The sequence below is a fragment of the Xanthomonas sp. AM6 genome, assembly GCF_025665335.1.
Taxonomy (GTDB): Bacteria; Pseudomonadota; Gammaproteobacteria; order Xanthomonadales; family Xanthomonadaceae; genus Xanthomonas_A.
In genome coordinates, this window is record NZ_CP106869.1 from 3,827,447 (window position 1) to 3,844,163 (window position 16,717).

Sequence of the window (16,717 nt, forward strand, 5' to 3'; positions counted from 1 at the left end):
GATCGGGAATTGGGCGGAGCGGGGCGATCCGGGAAGCCAGACGGCGCACCGGACACGGCAAACCCGAAGGCCCTAGAATGCCGCTGGGATGCGCATCGCATCGCCGTCTCAGTCCGCGCAATCGGCGTCGGGCATCCTGCCTGCACTGACTGGAGGGCGCGCACATGCAGCCGATCGAACTGAAAGACCCGGCCGGCTTCGCCGACGAATTCCTGCGCCTGACCCTGTTGCAGGGTTTCCAGTCGTTGACCAAGCGCGACCTGGAGTTGCTGATCTTCGTGTTGCTGGAACGCGACGGCGCGATCTCGCGCAGCGATTCCAACAACGCGGTGGCGCTGCGCCTGCGGGTGACCCCGGCCAAGGTGAAAGGCCTGCGCCGCGACGGCTATGCGCGCTGGCGCGCGCTGGTGCCCGAGGACGGCGAGGCGGCGCTGGAGCGCATCGTGGCCACCGTGCTCACCGAGGACAACCTGCGCGCGGGGGCCAAGCACGTCAGCGAGCGCAGCAAGAAGGAAGGCTTCCTGGCCATCCGCATCGAGCACCCGGACGACCAGCAACGCTTCGAGCAGGCGATCGTCGACGTCGGCGCGATGCCGGTGTACGAGCGCAACCGCGACGTGGTCGCGGTGCGCTTCGACACCCTGCTGAAGATCGCCGAGCGCTGGGGCTACCTGCAACCGGAGCCGGACAAGGTGGTGCGCGAGTTGGAGAAGCTCACCCCCACCGCCGAGGAAGTGGCCGACCTGTTGAAGAAGGACGTGGGCAAGCTACGCTGGGAGGATGTGCGCCGCGCGCTCAACAGCCTCGGTGCCAAGGCCATCGCCAGCACCGCCGAGGGCGGGCTGAAGGGACTGCTGAAACTGGCGTTCCCGTTCATCCCCGGCTGAGCCTGCGGCGCTTTCCCACCATTCGCACCATCGGAGTCCGTTGTGTCCATGCCTCGCCGTTCGTCCCTGCTCCTCGCCCTCCTGCTCGCGGCCGCCACCGGCCCGGCCGCCGCGCAGAACCTGCAGTCCACCTCCAGCGCGGTCACCGAACCGTTGCGCGACGTCCCGGTCGGCGTGGTCTCGCAGCCGCTGAACAGCGGCGAGGTGACCCACCAGGTGCAACTGGACGTGCCGCAGGGCCAGGCGCCGGTCACCGTGCGCACCATCCAGCCCGACCGCGTCGCCGGCAACTACCGCATCGACTTCGACGCGCTGGACAGCGACCACGACGGCTACCTGAGCCGCAGCGAGGCGCAGGCCAATCCCGCGCTGGCCGACGAATTCGACGCACTGGACACCCGCCGCAGCGGGCGCCTGAGCCGCGAACAGCTGGCCGGCTGGCTCAAGTAATCCTCGCGGCCTTGTAGGAGCGGCTTCAGCCGCGACGAGCGAGCAGCGGACCTGCCGGCTGCGGATCATTGGGGCTGACGCCCCCGGTGCAACCGGCCGCTTCGCCGCAAGTTTCCTGTGGGAGCGACTTCAGTCGCGACGAGCGAAACATGCAGACCTGCTGGCACCGAACGGCATCGTCGCTGAAGTCCTCTCACAATGACTCAGCCGACGCTCCGCCGCACCTGCAGGAACGGCTGCAACCATGACCGCAGAGCGATGAAAACGCGGGCGCGCACTGGCCCATGGCCCCCGAAAGCGCCCCCTACGACAGCTGCACCTGTCGCTCCCCGCAGAAACGACGCAAGCCACTCTCACCCCGCTCCGAACCGCTACACCCCCGAAGCGCGCTTCCAGAACCCGTGCATCAGCATCGGCAGCTTGCCGGCCAGGCCCAGCAGCGGGCCGCGCAGCAGGGTCAGGTGCATCTCGTCGTTGGAGAACAGCCGGTTGATCGCATCGAATCCGTAGGCGGCCACGGTGTTGTCGCTGCGGCGGCCGCGCGCCCAGCGCGCCAGCCGGTGCGGCGCCGACCAGTCGACCCGCCGCGCCTGCGCCTGGCGCACCTGCGCGGCCAGCGCGGCGACGTCGCGCAGGCCGAGGTTGACGCCCTGCCCGGCCAGCGGATGCACCACGTGCGCGGCGTCGCCCAGCACCAGCAGGCGGCCGCGGTGGTAGTCCTCCACCAGTTGCCGGCGCAGCGGGAAACCGACCCGCGGCGACAGCGCGTGCACCGCGCCCAGCCGCGCGCCGAAGGCCTGGGTCAGCTCGGCGCCGAACGCGGCATCGTCCAGCGCCAGCACCCGCGCCGCCTCGGTCTCCGGCAGCGTCCACACGATCGAACTGCGGCCGTCGGCGAACGGCAGGAACGCCAGCGGCCCGCCAGGCAGGAAGCGCTGCCAGGCGGTGTCCTGATGCGGCAGGTCGGTCTGCACGAAGGCGACCACGCCGCGCTGGCCGTAGTCGTGCGCCGGCGCATCCAGCCCGGCCAGGCCGCGCAGGGTGGAATCGGCGCCGTCGGCGGCGATCGCCAGGCGCGCGTCGAGCCGGCTGCCGTCGTCCAGGCGCAGGCGCACGCGTTCGTCCGCCAGCTCCACCGCCTCCACCCGCGCCGGGCAGTGCAGCTGCACCCCGGCCGCCGGCAGCGCCGCCCACAGCTGCTCGACCAGCAGCGCGTGCTCGACGATCCAGCCCAACTGGTCGCGGCCCAGCGCGTCGGCATCGAAGGCCAGCTCGCCACCGCCGGCGGCGTCCCACACGCGCATGCGCCGGTAGGCCTGGGCGCGCCACGCCAGCACCTGCGGCCACACCCCGAGCGCCTGCAGCAGCGCGGCGTTGTCGGGCGCGAAGGCATAGACCCGCAGGTCCGGTTCGGCCGCCGACCAGCGCGGCGGCTCGCGGCCCTCGACCAGCGCCACCGCCAGGCCTTCGCCGGCCAGCGCCAGCGCGCAGGCGGCGCCGACCACGCCGCCGCCGACCACCACCACGTCCAGCACGCCGCGCCGGCTCATGGCGTCGCCTCCCGGCACAGCTGCGGCACGTCGCCGCGGAAGCCCATCGCGCCGCCGACCAGGAACGACTGCAGCGGCGCGGCCTGCGCGGCCGCCAGCAGGCCCAGGCTGCGCAGCGGGCGCAGCAGCGGCGCGGGGTTGGCGGTCAGCCGCGCCAGGCCGCCGGAGAAAGTCACGGTGCGCTGCCGGTCCTGCTCGCGGCGCTGCGCGTACTGCTGCAGTAACGCCGGCGCGCCCGGATCGGCGCGGTCGCGCTCGATCAGCTCGGCCAGGGTCAGCGCATCGCGCAGGCCCAGGTTGAAGCCTTGCGCGCCGAGCGGGTGCAGGGTCTGCGCGGCATTGCCGAGCAGCACCGCGCGCGCGTCCGTCAGGCGCTCGGCCAGCACCTGCACGATCGGGTAGGCGCTGCGCTCGCCGCTGCCCAGCAGGCGCCCGACGCGCCAGCCCAGCGCGTCCTGCAGGCGCTGCAGCCAGGCGGCCTCGTCGAGCGCGGCCACCGCGTCGGCGTCCTCGGTGGCGACGGCGTGGACCGCGCCGTAGTGACGGTCGCCGCGCGGCAGCAGCGCGGTCGGACCGTCGTCGCGGAACCGCTCGTAGGCGGTGCCGTCGGGCTGGCGGCTGCCGCGCACCCGCGCCACGAACAGGGTCTGGCGGAAATCGTGGCGGGCGGCATCGATGCCGAGCGCGCCGCGCACCGCGCTGGCGCTGCCGTCGGCGCCGACCAGCAGCCGCGCCTGCAGCACCTGGGTGGCGCCGTCCTGGACGATGCGCAGCTGCCGCAGCGACGCATCCTCGCCAGCTTCCAGCCCCAGGAACTGCGCCGGCCGGTACCGGCTGACGTGGGTCGCCTCGGCCAGCCGCGCCTCCAGCGCCTCGCCGAAGTCGCGCGCCACCACCACCTGCCCGAACGCCTCGCGCCCGTAGTGGGCCGCGTCCAGCCGCACCCGGCCGAAGTCGCCTGCGCGGCTGACGTGGATGCGCCGGATCGGCCCGGTCGGCGCACGCAGCCGCTGCATCACCCCGAGCGCGCCCAGCGCGTTGACCGTGGCCGCGGCGAAGCTGAGGTTGCGCTGGTCGAACACCGGCGGCAGCGCGCCTGGCGGCGCGGCCTCGACCAGGCCCACGTCCACGCCCAGCCGGTCCAGCGCGATGGCCAGGCTGGCGCCGACCAGGCCGCCGCCGACGATCACTACGTCATGTCGTTTGCTCATCCGGGCATGATACGACCGGCGCCCGGATCGTCGGTGATCGGAGCGCGCTGCGCCGACGCCGCCCGCCCGCAGCGCAGCGCCCGACCGGCCGGCGCCGCCGGTGCGGGCCGCGCCGGCCTCACTCCCGGGCGCGCGGCTTCCAGTAGAATCGGCGGTCTCCGTACCGGTGCCCGCCTGCCATGACGCCTTCCACCCACCGCCTTCCCGCCCTGCTCCTGCTGGCATCGCTGCTGGCCGCGACCCGCATCAACCACTTCGGCGCGATCCCGGATGCCTCGTGGGCGGTGTTCTTCATCGGCGGCTTCTACCTGCGCGGCTGGACCCGCTGGGCGTTCCCGGGGCTGATGGCGCTGGCGGTGCTGATCGACTACCTGGTGATCCGCAGCCAGGGCCTGAGCTTCTGGCAGCACTACTGCGTGTCGCCGGCCTACTGGTGCCTGATCCCGGCGTACTTCGCGCTGTGGGCGGGCGGCAGCTGGCTGGCGCGGCGCTATCGCGGCGCCGACTGGCGCGCGCTGGGCCTGGCCGCGGCCAGCCTGGTGGTCGCGGTGGCGGTGTGCCACCTGATCGCGCAGGGCAGTTTCTACTGGGTCAGCCGCAGCGTGCCGAACCCGACCGTCGCCGGCTGGTGGCAGAACTACGGCGACTGGCTGCTGCCGTACCTGGGCAGCGCGGCGCTGTACACGGCGCTGGCCGCGGCGATCCAGGTCGGCGTCGAGCAGTTGGCGCGGCTGGGCCAGCGCGGCCAGCCCGCCGGCCACTGAGCCTGGCAGGCCCTGACCGGCGATGGGCAACCGCCTTTCCAAGATCTACACCCGCACCGGCGACGACGGCAGCACCGGCCTGGGCGACGGCAACCGGGTCAGCAAGGATTCGGCGCGGGTGGCCGCCTACGGCACCGTCGACGAGGCCAACTCGGCGATCGGCGTGGTCCTGGCCTGTCCGCTGGCCGAGGACGTGCGCACCCTGCTGACCGCGATCCAGCACCAGCTGTTCGACCTCGGCGGCGAGCTGTGCATCCCCGGCCATGCGGCGATCCACGACGCCGACATCGACGCGCTCGAACAGCACCTGGACCGCTACAACGACACCCTGCCGGCGCTGAAGGACTTCATCCTGCCGGCCGGCGGCGAGGCCGCGGCGCGCTGCCACCTGGCGCGCACCATCGTGCGCCGCGCCGAGCGCGAGACGGTGGCGCTGTCGCGCCAGGACGCGGTGCGGCCGGAGGCGGTGCGCTACCTCAACCGCCTGTCCGACCTGCTGTTCGTGCTGGCGCGGGTGCTGGCGCGCGCCGACGGCCAGGGCGAAGTGCTGTGGCGCCACGACCGCCGCCAGGCCTGAGCGGCAGGCACGGCGCGCGCGGCGGGGGCAAGCATGTTGATCTACACCCACCCGGCCTGCCTGGGCCATGAACCGGGCCCGGAGCATCCGGAACGGCCGGAGCGCCTGCGCTCCATCACCGAGGCGCTGCGCGGGGCGTTCCCGGATCTGGAATGGCGCGAGGCGCCGCTGGCCAAGCTCGGCGACCTGGCCCGGGTCCACGAACGCGAGCTGATCGACAGCGTCCTGGCCGACATCGACGGCCAGCGCATGCTCGACGTGGACACGGTGATCTCGCCCGGCTCGCGCGCCGCCGCGCTGCGCGCCGCCGGCGCCGGGCTGGCCGCGGTGGATGCGGTGATGCGCGGCGAGACCGACACCGCGTTCTGCGCCGTGCGCCCGCCCGGCCACCACGCCACCGCCGCCACCGCGATGGGCTTCTGCCTGTTCAACAACGTCGCCGTGGCCGCCGCGCACGCCCGCGACACGCACGGCCTGGAACGCATCGCCATCGTCGATTTCGATGTGCATCACGGCAACGGCACCCAGGCGATCTTCGAGCGCGACCCGCGCGTGCAGTACCTGAGCACCCACCAGTCCGGGCTGTTCCCGCACTCGGGCGGGGTCCACGACCGCGGCGTCGGCAACCTGCACAACGCGCTGCTGCCGCCGGGCAGCGGCGGCTTCCGCTTCCGCAACACCTGGGCCGACCAGATGCTGCCGCTGCTGGACGCGTTCAAGCCGCAGCTGCTGCTGGTCTCGGCCGGCTTCGATGCGCACATGCGCGACCCGCTGGCCGACCTGATGCTGGACGCGGAGGACTTCGCCTGGCTCACCGCGGAACTGCGCGCGCTGGCCGAACGGCATGCGCGCGGGCGCGTGGTGTCGCTGCTGGAAGGCGGCTACGACCTGCAGGCGCTGCGCGAATGCAGCGTCGCCCACGTCGACGCGCTGCGCTGACCGCGCCCGGGCGGATGGCCCGGGCGGATGAACCCCGTCCCCCGCCCCGGGGACGCCTTCATTGCCCCTATGCATGGGATGGGGCAAGCTAGCGGTCGTTTTAGCCCGATACCTGACGCGCGTGCGCCGAGCCCTCCGCCTGCTACCCCTTCCGTTCAGTATCGCCCTCTGCCTGCCGGCGATGGCGGCCGACAAGCCACCGAACTGGGGCCTGTGTCCGACCCCGGACGTGCTGCCCAAGTTCGACGACGCGCCCCGGGCCGACCCGAAGCTGGCGGCGATCCGCAACCAGCAGCCGACCAACATCGAAGGCGACCAGTTGTCGGGCACCACCGCCATCCCGAACTACACCGGCAACGTCGCGCTCAAGCGCGGCGACCAGTTCATGGGCACCGACAACCTGCGCGTGGACACCGAGACCGGCAATTACATCGCCGAGGGCCACGTGCGCTACCAGGACTCCTCGATCCGCATGGTCGCCGACCGCGCCGAGGGCAACCAGGACACCGACACCCACAAGATCAGCAACATCCGCTACCAGCTGATCGAACGCCGCGGCAACGGCAAGGCCGACTCGGTCGACCTGCAGGGCGCGCTCGGGCAGATGCACCGCTCCACCTACACCACCTGCGATCCCTCGCAGCAGGTGTGGGAACTGCATGCGCCGGAGATCGACGTCGACAACGACGAGGGCTTCGGCACCGCGCGCAACGCGATCCTGAAGATCTACAACGTGCCGGTGCTGTACGCGCCCTGGTTCAAGTTCCCGATCGACGATCGCCGCAGCAGCGGCTTCCTGTTCCCGGCCGTCGGGTTCTCCGGTCGCAACGGCTTCGACTACATGCAGCCGTACTACCTGAACCTGGCGCCGAACTACGATGCCACCCTGTATCCGCGCTACATGAGCTCGCGCGGCTTCATGCTGGGCAGCGAGTTCCGCTATCTGTACGAAGGCGGCAAGGGCGAGCTCGAGGCCGCGTACCTGCCTTCGGACAAGCTGCGCGACAAGGACCGCGGCAAGTTCGAATACCAGGGCTACCACAACATCGATTCGCACTGGCAGGCGCGCGCGTCCGTCGCCTGGGTCAGCGACGAGCGCTACACCGAGGACTTCTCCAACCGCCTGCTCGGCAACGCGATCTCCAACCTGCAGAGCACGGTCGGCGTCTACGGCACCGGCGAGACCTGGACCGCCGGGCTGATGGCCGACCGCTGGCAGCTGACCGACTACACCCTGACCGAAGCGGCGCTGCCGTACAACCGCCAGCCGCGCGCCTTCTTCAACTGGGACCAGTCGTTCGGCAACTGGTTCGAGGCCGGCGTCTATTCCGAAGCGGTGCGCTTCGTGCACGACGACATCCACGTCAAGGACGCCGAGTTCGAGCGCACCGGCGTGGTCACCGAGATGCCGGGCGGCACCCGCCTGGACCTCAAGCCCTACCTCTCGATGCCGCTGGCCGGCGCGGCGTGGTTCCTGAAGCCGACCGTGGCCTGGCGCTACACCGCCTACCAGCTGGACAAGGACCTGGCGGCGACGCTGAACGGCGACACCTCGCCCAGCCGCAGCCTGCCGATCACCACCGTCGATGCCGGCCTGTACTTCGATCGCGACGCCAAGTTCGGCGGCACCAGCTATCTGCAGACCCTGGAACCGCGGCTGTTCTACCTGTACACGCCGTACCGCAACCAGGACAACCTGCCGATCTTCGACACGCGCGAATTCACCTTCAGCTGGGGCCAGCTGTTCCGCGACTCGCGCTACACCGGCGCCGATCGCCAGAACGACGCCAACCAGCTGACCATGGCGCTGAGCTCGCGCCTGCTGCGCCAGGGCGACGGCAAGGAGAAGCTGTCGGTCAGCTTCGGCCAGATCCTGTACTTCAACGATTCCAGGGTCAGCCTGCCGGGCAGCAACACCACCATCGAGCAGGGCAAGTCGGCATGGATCGCCGACGCCAACTACATGATCAACGACCGCTGGACGATGGGCGCCACCTACCAGTGGGATCCCAAGTACCGGCGCAAGGACCTGGCCAGCTTCCGCACCCGCTACCTGCTGCCGGGCGACGGCATCATCAACGTGGGCTACCGCTTCCGCCGCGACCTGCTGGAACAGACCGACGTGTCGTTCCTGTACCCGATCAACCCCACCTGGAGCGTGGTCGGCCGCCACTACTATTCGCTGGAAGACAAGAAGCCGCTGGAAGTGATCGCCGGCGTGCAGTGGGACAGCTGCTGCCTGGCCGTGCGCGCGCTGGCGCGGCGCTACGTGCGCAACCGCGAAGGCGACCTGGACACCGCGCTCCAGATCGAGTTCGTGCTGAAGGGGCTGTCCTCGCTCGGCCAGGACACGGACCGCGTTCTGCGCCGTGCTATTCTCGGCTACAACCGCGACGACCTGTACTTGGTCCCGCCCAGCAACACCACGACCGATCCGGACGATTACGATCCGAACCTGATTCCATGACCAATACCTTCTCTGCTTTCCTCGCCACCTTGCTGGCGATCGCCGGCGTGTCCGCTCCGGCCGCCGCGCAACAAACCCAACCGCTGGACCGCATCGCCGCGGTCGTCGACGAGGATGTCGTGCTGCAGAGCGAACTGGATCGTGCCGTTCGCAACGTGAAGGGGCAGTATTCCGGCCGCGAGGCGCAGCTGCCGCCGGACAACGTGCTGCAACGCCAGGTGCTCGAGCGCCTGGTGCTGGTCAAGCTGCAGGTGGCGCGCGCCAACAGCACCGGCATCCGCGTCGGCGACGACGAACTGAACCGGGCCATCGGCAGCATCGCCCAGCAGAACGGCACCGACGTGGACGGCCTGCGCAAGAAGCTCACCGCCGACGGCATGGCGTTCGACGACTTCCGCAACTCGGTGCGCGACGAGATCACCGTGCAGCGTCTGCGCCAGAGCTTCGCGCAGAGCCGCATCAACGTCAGCGAGAGCGAAGTGGACGCAGCGCTGGCGCAGCAGGCCACCACCGGCGCGCAGTACCACCTGGCGCACATCCTGGTCGGCCTGCCGGACGGCGCCACCGCCGACCAGATCAAGACCGGCCAGAGCAAGATCGAAGGGGTCAAGAACCTGATCGACAAGGGCGAGATCGACTTCAGCGCGGCCGCGGTGCGCTATTCCGACAGCCCCAACGCGCTGGAAGGCGGCGACCTGGGCTGGCGCAGCCTGGACGAGATCCCCAACGCCTTCGCGCAGCTGATCCGCGACATGAAGCCGGGCCAGGTCGCCGGCCCGCTGCGCGGCCCCAGCGGCTTCCAGCTGCTGAAGCTGGTCGAAGTGCGCGACGCCTCGGCCAACCCGGAAAAGAAGACGGTCACCGAATACCACGCCCGGCACATCCTGATCCGGGTCAACGAGGCGCAGCCGGACGCGGCCGCCAAGGCCAAGATCGAGACCCTGCGCGCACGCATCACTGGCGGCGCCGACTTCCAGGCCGTGGCCAAGGAATCCTCCGACGACGCCAACAGCCGCGGCCAGGGCGGCGACCTGGGCTGGTTCCCGGCCGACGCGTTCGGCCCGGACTTCGGCCGCCAGATCGAAGGCCTGAGCGACAACCAGGTCTCCACGCCGTTCCGCACCGAGGCCGGCTGGCACATCGTGCAGCGCGTGGCCACGCGTCAGACCGACGTCACCAGCGACACCCAGCGCGCCCAGGTCCGCGAGACCATCGGCCGCCGCAAGCTGGAAGAGGAATACAACCGCTTCCTGCAGGAAATGCGCGGCGAAGCCTACGTGAACCTGCGCGTCGGCGGCGACAGCGCCGCCGCGCCGGCCGCCGACGCCAGCGCGCCGGCGACGCCGGCACCGGCCGCCACCAAGCCGTAGGCCGTGCTGCCCGCGCTCGCGCTGGTACCGGGCGAGCCGGCCGGGATCGGCCCGGAGTTGTGCGTGCGGCTGGCGCAACAGCCGCGCCGCGACTGCCAGCTGCTGGCCTTCGCCGATCCCGACACCCTGCGCGCCGCCGCCGCGGCGCTGGCGCTGCCATTGCGGCTGCTGCCCGAATCCGCCCCCGCCGTCGCCCCCGGCGACCTGCGCCTGCGCGCGGTCGGCAATGCCGTGCCCAGCCGGTTCGGCCGCACCGATCCGGCCAATGCCGGCGCGGTGATCGGCGCGCTGACCCAGGCCGCCGACGCCTGCCTGCGCGGCGAACTCGCCGGCCTGGTCACCGGCCCGGTGCACAAGGCCGCGATCAACGACGGCGGCATCGCCTACACCGGCACCACCGAACTGCTCGCCCGCCACGCCGGACGCGAGGTGGTGATGATGCTGGCCAACGACATCGTGCGCGTGGCCCTGGCCACCACCCACCTGCCGCTGCGCGCGGTCGCCGACGCGCTGACCCCGGCCCTGCTGGAGCGCAGCCTGCGCATCGTCCACGCCGCGCTGCGCAGCGAGTTCGGCATCGCCGCGCCGGTGATCGCGGTGCTGGGGCTGAACCCGCATGCCGGCGAGGACGGCCATCTCGGGCGCGAGGAGCTCGACGTCATGCGCCCGGTGCTGGACGCCCTGCGCGCCGAAGGCATGCGCCTGCTCGGCCCGCTGCCGGCCGACACCGCGTTCCTGCCGCAGAAGCTGGCCGGCGTCGACACGGTGCTGGCGATGTACCACGACCAGGGCCTGCCGGTGCTCAAGTACAGCGGCTTCGAGCAAGCGGTGAACCTGACCCTGGGCCTGCCCTACCCGCGCGTGGCGGTCGACCACGGCACCGCGCTGGAGCTGGCCGGGCGCGGCGTCGCCGACCCCTCCAGCCTGTTCGCCGCGGTCGCGCTGTGCGCGCAGCTGGCCACGCGCAAAGCACCCCTGTAGGAGCGGCCTCAGCCGCGACCTTGGCCTTACCGGTAGAGCCAGGTCGCGGCTGAAGCCGCTCCTGCAGGGCGCCGCGCGCGCCATCCGATAAGATGCACGCATGACTTCTCCCCACGGCTTCAGCGCCCCGGCCAAGAAATCGCTTGGCCAGCACTTCCTCAGCGACCGCGACTACATCGACAGCATCGTGCGCGCGGTGAACCCCAAGCCGGACGACCTGCTGGTCGAGATCGGCCCCGGACAGGGCGCGATCACCTTCCCGCTGCTGCGCCGACACGGCCGCCTGACCGTGATCGAATTCGACCGCGACCTGATCGCGCCGCTGACCGCGGCGGCGGCCGGCGTCGGCGAACTGACCATCCTCAACCGCGACGTGCTGTCGGTGGATTTCGCCGAACTGGCCGCCGGCGGCCGCATCCGCCTGGTCGGCAACCTGCCCTACAACATCTCCTCGCCGATCCTGTTCCATGCGCTGGACCACGCCGCGGCGATCGCCGACATGCACTTCATGCTGCAGAAGGAAGTGGTCGACCGCATGGCCGCCGCGCCGGGCAGCAAGGTCTACGGCCGGCTCAGCGTGATGCTGCAGGCGTACTGCGAGGTGACCTCGCTGTTCGTGGTGCCGCCGGGCGCGTTCCGGCCGCCGCCGAAGGTGGACTCGGCGGTGGTGCGGCTGGTGCCGCGTGCGCCGCAGGACATCGGCATCGCCGACCCGCGGCGCTTCGCCGACGTGGTGCGCGCGGCCTTCGGGCAACGCCGCAAGACCTTGCGCAACGCGCTCGGCGGCGTCTGCGATGCGGCCCAGTTCGAGGCCGCCGGGGTACGCCCGGACGCGCGCGCCGAACAGCTGGAAGTGGCCGATTTCGTGCGCCTGGCCAACGTGCCGGCGAGCGCCTGAGCGGCACCGGTATCGGCATCGGGCCGTCCCGCGTGCCGGCCTCGGCCGGATTGCCGCGGGATGCACCCGCACCTCGGCCTGCGCTCCGGTCGAACCCGATCATCGGCGGCACCGGCACCAGCAAGACTACGATCCTCGAAGCCATGCGCCCGATGCATGGCCGCCGTTTTCCGCGCACGGGTCCGGCGCGTTTCCTGCCGCGACGCCGGACCGCCTCGGCAGCGGCCGCGGCCGGACCGCGCGCGATGTCGGCGCGAGCGTCCTCCCGTCGCACGCAGCATGCCGGGCCGCCTGCGCTGCATTGCCGGTGCGGCGATCGGCGCAGGTTACTGGTCCCTTCCTGCACCGGCTTTGCTTACACTGTGGGCATGAACGATGACGCCCCCTACAGGATCGAGGTCGAAGTGTCGCCCCGGTTCCTCGACGACCAATCGGCGCCGGAGGACGGACGCTACGCGTTCGCCTACACGATCCGCATCCACAACCGCGGCCGCGTCGCCGCGCGGCTGATCGCCCGGCACTGGGAAATCACCGACGGCAACGGCCGCGTGGAGCGCGTGGACGGCGACGGCGTGGTCGGCGAACAGCCGCGGCTGCGCCCCGGCGAGGATTTCCGCTACACCTCCGGGCTGATGCTGGAAACCGAGCACGGCACGATGCGCGGCCACTACGACATGGAGGCCGACGACGGCACCCATTTCGTCGCCCCGGTCGCTCCGTTCGTGCTGACCGTGCCGCGGACCCTGCACTGATGGCGCCCGCATGAGCGTGTGGGCCATCGGCGACCTGCAGGGTTGCTACGACGTCACCCAGCGGCTGCTGGAGAAGATCCGCTTCGACCCGGCGGTGGACCGGCTGTGGTTCTGCGGCGACCTGGTCAACCGCGGCGGGCAGTCGCTGGAGACCCTGCGCCTGGTGCACTCGCTGCGCGCGCACAGCGAGGTGGTGCTGGGCAACCACGACCTGTCGCTGCTGGCGATCGGCGAACGCAGCCCGGACGAGCAGCGCAAGGTCAATCCGGACCTGCAGCGCATCGTGCTGGCCGAGGACCGCGACGAGCTGCTGACCTGGCTGCGCATGCAGAAGCTGCTGCATGCCGACCGCGAGCTGGGCTGGATGATGATCCACGCCGGCCTGGCGCCGAAGTGGACCACCACCCTGGCCGAGAAGCACGCGCGCGAGGTCGAGCAGCAGCTGCACGGCAGCGGCTACCGCAAGCTGTTCCGCAACATGTACGGCGACCGCCCGGCATGGTCGCCAGGCCTGACCGGCTACGACCGCTCGCGCGCGATCATCAACCTGTTCACCCGCGCCCGCTACTGCACCCCGCGCGGGCGCATCGCGATCGAGGAGAAAGGCACGCCCGGCACCCAGGCGCAGGGCCTGTACCCGTGGTACGAAGTGCCCGGCCGCGCCGAGCGCGACCTGAAGATCGTCTGCGGGCACTGGTCCACGCTGGGCCTGACCATCACCCAGGGCGTGCACGCGATCGACACCGGCGCAGTGTGGGGCGGCAAGCTGACCGCGCTGCGGCTGGACAGCGAAGACCTGCAGGTGGTGCAGGTGCCGGGACGCCCGGTCGAAGGACCGGCGCCGGTGCCGCGCGCGCGGCCGCCGCGGCGTCGCTCGAGTGGTGGACGCGGTGCAGGCGGTGGTGGTTCGCCGCCGCTTGCTCAGGACTGACGGCACCGTCCGAAGCGTTCCGGCCGCGACGGCATCATTTGTGGGAGCGACTTCAGTCGCGACGGGCGTTACCGGTAAGGCCCGTCGCGACAAGTCGCTCCCACAACGCTTCGCCGGCTGCAACTACCCGGCCGGAAATGCTCCGAGCAAAGGTTTCGCCTGGCGCGATGCCTGCTGTGGAAAAAATCCTGATGGCTTCAGGCCATCGCCTCCATCGGCGCAACATCGGCCACCAACGCCGTTCCGCTACGGCGCGCTGCTCCTGCGCCGGTAATCGACGAACTCGAACGCCAGCGCATGCTTCGCGTCGGCCGCGTGCGCCTGCCGCGCCACGACCTCCCACTGCGCCGGATCGAACGCCGGGAAATGCGCATCGGCGCGCTCGACCAGCGTGTCCAGGTGGGTCAGGTACAGCATCTCGGCTTGCGGCAACGCCAGCGCGAAGATGTCGCCGCCGCCGATCACCGCCAGTTCCTCGGCTCGGCTGGCCTGGGCCACCGCGATCGCCGCCTGCAACGAAGCCACCGCCTGCATGCCCTCGAACGGCACCTGTCCCGAACGCGTCATCACCAGGTTCAAGCGCCCCGGCAGCGCGCGTCCCAGCGACTGCGCGGTCTTGCGCCCCATCAGCACCGGCTTGCCCAGGGTCAGCGCCTTGAAGCGCTTCAGATCGTCCGGCAGCCGCCACGGCAGGTCGTTGTCGCGGCCGATGGCATTGCCGCGATCGAGCGCGGCGATCAGGGTCAGCCGGGGCTCGCGACCCGGGACCCCGGATCCGTCCACATCCGCCCCCGCCGATACCGCGGCGTTTCCCGACTCCCGATTCCCCATTCCCGATTCCCCGCCGCTCACACCGCCACCGGCGCCTTGATCGCCGGATGCGGCTCGTAGCCTTCGATCGCGATGTCGTCGTAGGTGAAACCGAACAGGTCGGTGACCGCCGGATTCAGGCGCAGCGTCGGCAGCGGCCGCGGCGTGCGCGACAGTTGTTCGCGCGCCTGGTCGTAATGGTTCGAATACAGGTGCGCGTCGCCCAGCGTGTGCACGAAATCGCCCACGCCCAGGCCGGTGGCCTGCGCCACCATGTGGGTCAGCAGCGCGTAGCTGGCGATGTTGAACGGCACGCCGAGGAAGATGTCGCCGCTGCGCTGGTACAGCTGGCAGCTGAGCTTGCCGTCGACCACGTAGAACTGGAACAGGCTGTGGCACGGCATCAGCGCCATCTGCGGCAGCTCGGCCACGTTCCAGGCGCTGATCACCAGCCGCCGCGAATCGGGATTGCGCTTGATCTCGTCCACCAGCCATTGCATCTGGTCGATCTCGCGGCCGTCGGCGCCGGTCCAGCGCCGCCACTGCTTGCCGTACACCGGGCCGAGTTCGCCCTGCGCGTCGGCCCATTCGTCCCAGATGCTGACCTTGTTGTCCTTGAGGTAGGCGATGTTGGTCTCGCCCTTCAGGAACCACAGCAGCTCGTGCACGATCGAGCGCAGGTGCAGCTTCTTGGTGGTCACCAGCGGGAAGCCGGCGTTGAGGTCGAAGCGCATCTGCCAGCCGAACACGCTGCGCGTGCCGGTGCCGGTGCGGTCGGCCTTTTCCGCGCCGTGCTCGAGCACGTGGCGCAGCAGGTCCAGGTAGGCCTTCATGCCTTGCCCCCGGCCACCGCCGGCGCCGGCTGCAGCACCGGCGCATTGCGCGAGCGCCACAGCAGGAACAGGCCGAGCAGGATGAGCGGCGTGCTCAGGATCTGGCCCATGGTCAGCCAATGGAACGCCAGGTAGCCGATCGGCGCATCCGGCACGCGCACGAATTCCACCGCGAAGCGGAACACGCCGTACAGCAGCGCGAACATGCCCGACACGGCATAGCGCGCGCGCGGCCGCAGCGAGAACGCCCACAGCGCCACGAACATCACCAGTCCCTCGAGCACCGCCTCGTACAGCTGCGACGGATGCCGCGCGAACCTGTCCAGCGCGCCACTGGCGTACTGCGCCTGGATCTGCGCCAGCGGCCAGTCCTGCAGTTCCGGCGTGCGCGGAAAGATCACGCCCCAGCCGGCGTTGGTGAACTTGCCCCACAGCTCGCCGCCGACGAAATTGCCGACGCGGCCGAAGCCCAGCCCCAGCGGCACCAGCGGCGCGACGAAATCCATCGTGTCGAAGAAGTGCAGGCGCGACTTGCGCGACCACCAGGCCGCAGCCACCAGCACGCCGATCAGGCCGCCATGGAAGCTCATGCCGCCGTCCCAGACCTTGAAGATCAGCAGCGGATTGCCGAGGAAATCGCCCAGCGCATAGAACAGCATGTAGCCGATGCGCCCGCCGAGCACCACGCCGAGCATCGCGTAGAACAGCAGGTCGGAGAACCCGTCCATGTCCACGCCGGGGAGGCGGCCGGCGCGGATGCGGCGGCGACCCAGCCACCAGGCCGACGCGAAGGCGGCCAGGTACATCAGCCCATACCAATGCACCTTCACCGGGCCGAGCGAGAAGGCGATGGGGTCGATCTGGTGGAGATAGGTCATGCGGGGGCGTCGGCCGGAGGGCGAAGGTCGCCTATTCTGCCATCGGCGCCGGTCCCTGCCGTGGTCTGGCCGACGTGGACGGCGCCAGGCTTCATCTGCCGGCAGGCGCAAGCGTCTGCCACCGGCGCCGGTCCCTGCCGTGGTCTTGGCCGACGTGGACGGCGCCAGGCTTCATCTGCCGGCAGGCGCAAGCGTCTGCCACCGGCGCCGGTCCCTGCCGTGGTCTGGCCGACGTGGACGGCGCCAGGCGTCATCAGCCGGCAGGCGCAAGCGTCTGTCATCGGCGCCGGCCGCTGCCGCGGTCGCGATCGACAAGCGCGACGCTACGCTTCCATGTGTGCGGTCAGGCGCGAGCATCTGGTTCGGCGCCAGCGCTCGCCCCGGGCGCGGCCGGAGCAGACGCCTCGCGCTTCGGCGCT

General features: G+C 71.0%; 16 protein-coding genes. 11 read left to right on the plus strand and 5 right to left on the minus strand.

The features are described from left to right. Positions 1-164: 164 nt before the first annotated feature. Together OCJ37_RS16410 and OCJ37_RS16415 are read left to right on the plus strand one after the other, a co-directional pair. Positions 165-887, plus strand: coding sequence for a hypothetical protein (locus OCJ37_RS16410; RefSeq protein ID WP_263110764.1), 723 nt, complete (start codon positions 165-167; stop codon positions 885-887). 48 nt (positions 888-935) lie between these two features. Beyond that, positions 936-1,337, plus strand: coding sequence for an EF-hand domain-containing protein (locus tag OCJ37_RS16415; protein WP_263113716.1), 402 nt, complete (start codon positions 936-938; stop codon positions 1,335-1,337). Between the two features lie 371 nt (positions 1,338-1,708). Here the strand turns inward: OCJ37_RS16415 and OCJ37_RS16420 are convergent, their stop codons facing one another. Beyond that, positions 1,709-2,887: a UbiH/UbiF family hydroxylase gene (locus OCJ37_RS16420; RefSeq protein ID WP_263110765.1), complete on the minus strand. Its 1,179-nt coding sequence runs from the start codon at positions 2,885-2,887 to the stop codon at positions 1,709-1,711. Next, complete coding sequence (gene ubiH / locus OCJ37_RS16425) at positions 2,884-4,098, minus strand: 2-octaprenyl-6-methoxyphenyl hydroxylase (protein WP_263110766.1); 1,215 nt, start codon at positions 4,096-4,098, stop codon at positions 2,884-2,886. Before ubiH ends, OCJ37_RS16420 begins: the two co-directional genes overlap by 4 nt. Positions 4,099-4,277: 179 nt before the next feature. On the opposite strand from ubiH, the gene OCJ37_RS16430 reads away from it, so the two are divergent. The 9 genes from OCJ37_RS16430 to OCJ37_RS16470 all read left to right on the plus strand — a co-directional run bounded on the left by OCJ37_RS16430 (position 4,278) and on the right by OCJ37_RS16470 (position 13,777). Beyond that, positions 4,278-4,862 (plus strand): hypothetical protein, encoded by a 585-nt coding sequence (locus OCJ37_RS16430; protein ID WP_263110767.1) that lies wholly within the window; start codon positions 4,278-4,280, stop codon positions 4,860-4,862. A gap of 22 nt (positions 4,863-4,884) precedes the next feature. Then, a complete protein-coding gene (locus OCJ37_RS16435; RefSeq protein ID WP_263110768.1) occupies positions 4,885-5,439 on the plus strand; it encodes a cob(I)yrinic acid a,c-diamide adenosyltransferase in 555 nt (184 codons plus the stop codon). 33 nt (positions 5,440-5,472) lie between these two features. Further along, positions 5,473-6,378, plus strand: coding sequence for a histone deacetylase family protein (locus OCJ37_RS16440; protein ID WP_263110769.1), 906 nt, complete (start codon positions 5,473-5,475; stop codon positions 6,376-6,378). A gap of 73 nt (positions 6,379-6,451) precedes the next feature. Beyond that, positions 6,452-8,845: an LPS-assembly protein LptD gene (lptD, locus tag OCJ37_RS16445; RefSeq protein ID WP_263110770.1), complete on the plus strand. Its 2,394-nt coding sequence runs from the start codon at positions 6,452-6,454 to the stop codon at positions 8,843-8,845. Next, a complete protein-coding gene (locus OCJ37_RS16450) occupies positions 8,842-10,215 on the plus strand; it encodes a peptidylprolyl isomerase (protein ID WP_263110771.1) in 1,374 nt (457 codons plus the stop codon). The genes lptD and OCJ37_RS16450 overlap by 4 nt, the downstream gene beginning before the upstream one ends. A gap of 3 nt (positions 10,216-10,218) precedes the next feature. Then, on the plus strand, positions 10,219-11,196 hold the full coding sequence (gene pdxA, locus OCJ37_RS16455) for a 4-hydroxythreonine-4-phosphate dehydrogenase PdxA (protein ID WP_263110772.1): 978 nt from the start codon (positions 10,219-10,221) through the stop codon (positions 11,194-11,196). A 100-nt stretch (positions 11,197-11,296) separates the two neighbouring features. After that, the gene (gene rsmA / locus OCJ37_RS16460) at positions 11,297-12,094 is read left to right on the plus strand and encodes a 16S rRNA (adenine(1518)-N(6)/adenine(1519)-N(6))-dimethyltransferase RsmA (RefSeq protein WP_263110773.1); all 798 of its coding nucleotides are present in this window, start codon (positions 11,297-11,299) and stop codon (positions 12,092-12,094) included. Between the two features lie 368 nt (positions 12,095-12,462). Next, on the plus strand, positions 12,463-12,846 hold the full coding sequence (gene apaG / locus OCJ37_RS16465) for a Co2+/Mg2+ efflux facilitator ApaG/CorD (RefSeq protein ID WP_145705570.1): 384 nt from the start codon (positions 12,463-12,465) through the stop codon (positions 12,844-12,846). 10 nt (positions 12,847-12,856) lie between these two features. Further along, positions 12,857-13,777 (plus strand): symmetrical bis(5'-nucleosyl)-tetraphosphatase, encoded by a 921-nt coding sequence (locus tag OCJ37_RS16470; protein WP_263110774.1) that lies wholly within the window; start codon positions 12,857-12,859, stop codon positions 13,775-13,777. A gap of 246 nt (positions 13,778-14,023) precedes the next feature. Here the strand turns inward: OCJ37_RS16470 and OCJ37_RS16475 are convergent, their stop codons facing one another. The 3 genes from OCJ37_RS16475 to lgt all read right to left on the minus strand — a co-directional run bounded on the left by OCJ37_RS16475 (position 14,024) and on the right by lgt (position 16,298). Then, the gene (locus OCJ37_RS16475; protein ID WP_263113717.1) at positions 14,024-14,524 is read right to left on the minus strand and encodes a dihydrofolate reductase; all 501 of its coding nucleotides are present in this window, start codon (positions 14,522-14,524) and stop codon (positions 14,024-14,026) included. Between the two features lie 101 nt (positions 14,525-14,625). Beyond that, the gene (locus OCJ37_RS16480) at positions 14,626-15,420 is read right to left on the minus strand and encodes a thymidylate synthase (protein ID WP_263110775.1); all 795 of its coding nucleotides are present in this window, start codon (positions 15,418-15,420) and stop codon (positions 14,626-14,628) included. Next, entirely contained in the window at positions 15,417-16,298 is an 882-nt protein-coding gene (lgt, locus tag OCJ37_RS16485; protein ID WP_263110776.1) for a prolipoprotein diacylglyceryl transferase, read from the minus strand. Before lgt ends, OCJ37_RS16480 begins: the two co-directional genes overlap by 4 nt. Positions 16,299-16,717: the final 419 nt, after the last annotated feature.

Coding starts and splice junctions, on each gene's coding strand:
- OCJ37_RS16410 (WP_263110764.1), top strand. CDS start 165: ATGCAGCCGATCGAACTGAAAGACCCGGCCGGCTTCGCCGACGAATTC.
- OCJ37_RS16415 (WP_263113716.1), top strand. CDS start 936: ATGCCTCGCCGTTCGTCCCTGCTCCTCGCCCTCCTGCTCGCGGCCGCC.
- OCJ37_RS16420 (WP_263110765.1), bottom strand. CDS start 2,887: ATGAGCCGGCGCGGCGTGCTGGACGTGGTGGTGGTCGGCGGCGGCGTG.
- ubiH (WP_263110766.1), bottom strand. CDS start 4,098: ATGAGCAAACGACATGACGTAGTGATCGTCGGCGGCGGCCTGGTCGGC.
- OCJ37_RS16430 (WP_263110767.1), top strand. CDS start 4,278: ATGACGCCTTCCACCCACCGCCTTCCCGCCCTGCTCCTGCTGGCATCG.
- OCJ37_RS16435 (WP_263110768.1), top strand. CDS start 4,885: ATGGGCAACCGCCTTTCCAAGATCTACACCCGCACCGGCGACGACGGC.
- OCJ37_RS16440 (WP_263110769.1), top strand. CDS start 5,473: ATGTTGATCTACACCCACCCGGCCTGCCTGGGCCATGAACCGGGCCCG.
- lptD (WP_263110770.1), top strand. CDS start 6,452: ATGGGATGGGGCAAGCTAGCGGTCGTTTTAGCCCGATACCTGACGCGC.
- OCJ37_RS16450 (WP_263110771.1), top strand. CDS start 8,842: ATGACCAATACCTTCTCTGCTTTCCTCGCCACCTTGCTGGCGATCGCC.
- rsmA (WP_263110773.1), top strand. CDS start 11,297: ATGACTTCTCCCCACGGCTTCAGCGCCCCGGCCAAGAAATCGCTTGGC.
- apaG (WP_145705570.1), top strand. CDS start 12,463: ATGAACGATGACGCCCCCTACAGGATCGAGGTCGAAGTGTCGCCCCGG.
- OCJ37_RS16470 (WP_263110774.1), top strand. CDS start 12,857: ATGAGCGTGTGGGCCATCGGCGACCTGCAGGGTTGCTACGACGTCACC.
- OCJ37_RS16480 (WP_263110775.1), bottom strand. CDS start 15,420: ATGAAGGCCTACCTGGACCTGCTGCGCCACGTGCTCGAGCACGGCGCG.
- lgt (WP_263110776.1), bottom strand. CDS start 16,298: ATGACCTATCTCCACCAGATCGACCCCATCGCCTTCTCGCTCGGCCCG.